The organism is Thalassotalea marina (genome assembly GCF_014656435.1).
Taxonomy (GTDB): domain Bacteria; phylum Pseudomonadota; class Gammaproteobacteria; order Enterobacterales; family Alteromonadaceae; genus Thalassotalea_C; species Thalassotalea_C marina.
Window position 1 is genome coordinate 3,138 of record NZ_BNCK01000019.1, and the last position, 2,009, is coordinate 5,146.

Here is a 2,009-nt window from a genome sequence, read left to right on the forward strand (position 1 = left end):
AAATCCAAGGGATATATTATCAGCTTTCCAATTTGTTAAAGAACATCAAACTAGCGCGCATTCGGCTAATTCGTGGTTAAAAAAACCAAATTAAATTTTACTTATCAGCAACCTTTAATTTGGTTTCTTTTACGAAGCTTGGTAGGTCTGGGCAGACTTGAACTGCCGACCTCACCCTTATCAGGGGTGCGCTCTAACCAGCTGAGCTACAGACCTATTTCACATAAGAGTGATTGGTGGAGCTAAGCAGGATCGAACTGCTGACCTCCTGCGTGCAAGGCAGGCGCTCTCCCAGCTGAGCTATAGCCCCATAAGGCTTCGTCTTCTTACTTTCGTTATCAATGCAATTTGTGTGAACACTCAACAACAATCTGTTTCACTTCAAGATAAGGAGGTGATCCAACCCCAGGTTCCCCTAGGGTTACCTTGTTACGACTTCACCCCAGTCATGAATCACAAAGTGGTGACCGTCCTCCCGAAGGTTAAACTAGCCACTTCTTTTGCAACCCACTCCCATGGTGTGACGGGCGGTGTGTACAAGGCCCGGGAACGTATTCACCGCAACATTCTGATTTGCGATTACTAGCGATTCCGACTTCATGGAGTCGAGTTGCAGACTCCAATCCGGACTACGATACACTTTCTGGGATTCGCTCCACCTCGCGGTCTTGCTGCCCTCTGTATGTACCATTGTAGCACGTGTGTAGCCCATCCCGTAAGGGCCATGATGACTTGACGTCGTCCCCACCTTCCTCCGGTTTATCACCGGCAGTCTCCTTAGAGTTCCCGACATTACTCGCTGGCAAATAAGGATAGGGGTTGCGCTCGTTGCGGGACTTAACCCAACATTTCACAACACGAGCTGACGACAGCCATGCAGCACCTGTCTCAGAGTTCCCGAAGGCACAATTCTATCTCTAGAAAATTCTCTGGATGTCAAGGGATGGTAAGGTTCTTCGCGTTGCATCGAATTAAACCACATGCTCCACCGCTTGTGCGGGCCCCCGTCAATTCATTTGAGTTTTAACCTTGCGGCCGTACTCCCCAGGCGGTCAACTTAGCGCGTTAGCTACGCTACTCACGTCTCAAGGACACAAACAGCTAGTTGACATCGTTTACGGCGTGGACTACCAGGGTATCTAATCCTGTTTGCTCCCCACGCTTTCGTGCCTCAGCGTCAGTATCTGTCCAGGTGGCCGCCTTCGCCACTGATGTTCCTTCCAATCTCTACGCATTTCACCGCTACACTGGAAATTCCACCACCCTCTACAGTACTCTAGATGACCAGTTCGAAATGCAGTTCCGAGGTTGAGCCCCGGGATTTCACATCTCGCTTAATCATCCGCCTACGCACGCTTTACGCCCAGTAATTCCGATTAACGCTCGCACCCTCCGTATTACCGCGGCTGCTGGCACGGAGTTAGCCGGTGCTTCTTCTGTCGCTAACGTCACAGATTGCAGGTATTAACTACAACCCTTTCCTCACGACTGAAAGTGCTTTACAACCCGAAGGCCTTCTTCACACACGCGGCATGGCTGCATCAGGGTTTCCCCCATTGTGCAATATTCCCCACTGCTGCCTCCCGTAGGAGTCTGGGCCGTGTCTCAGTCCCAGTGTGGCTGATCATCCTCTCAAACCAGCTAGAGATCGTCGCCATGGTAGGCCATTACCCTACCATCTAGCTAATCTCACTTGGGCCAATCTAAAGGCGAAAGGTCCGAAGATCCCCTCCTTTGGTCCGTAGACGTTATGCGGTATTAGCAGTCGTTTCCAACTGTTGTCCCCCACCTCAAGGCATGTTCCCAAGCATTACTCACCCGTCCGCCGCTCGTCATCTTCTAGCAAGCTAGAAATGTTACCGCTCGACTTGCATGTGTTAAGCCTGCCGCCAGCGTTCAATCTGAGCCATGATCAAACTCTTCAATTAAAATCGTTTGTGCACCTAAGTGCGACTCAATGAATTCTGTACAAATAAAACTTATAAAAGTAGTTTTTGCATGAACCTCAC

General features: G+C 49.9%; 2 tRNA genes and 1 rRNA gene. All 3 read right to left on the reverse strand.

Annotated elements, in window-relative coordinates:
• Positions 1-139: 139 nt before the first annotated feature.
• The 3 genes from IE199_RS21745 to IE199_RS21755 all read right to left on the reverse strand — a co-directional run bounded on the left by IE199_RS21745 (position 140) and on the right by IE199_RS21755 (position 1,928).
• Positions 140-216 (reverse strand) — tRNA-Ile (locus IE199_RS21745).
• Positions 217-234: 18 nt separating this feature from the next.
• Positions 235-310 (reverse strand) — tRNA-Ala (locus tag IE199_RS21750).
• A 77-nt stretch (positions 311-387) separates the two neighbouring features.
• A 16S ribosomal RNA gene (locus tag IE199_RS21755) occupies positions 388-1,928 on the reverse strand.
• Positions 1,929-2,009 lie beyond the last annotated feature (81 nt).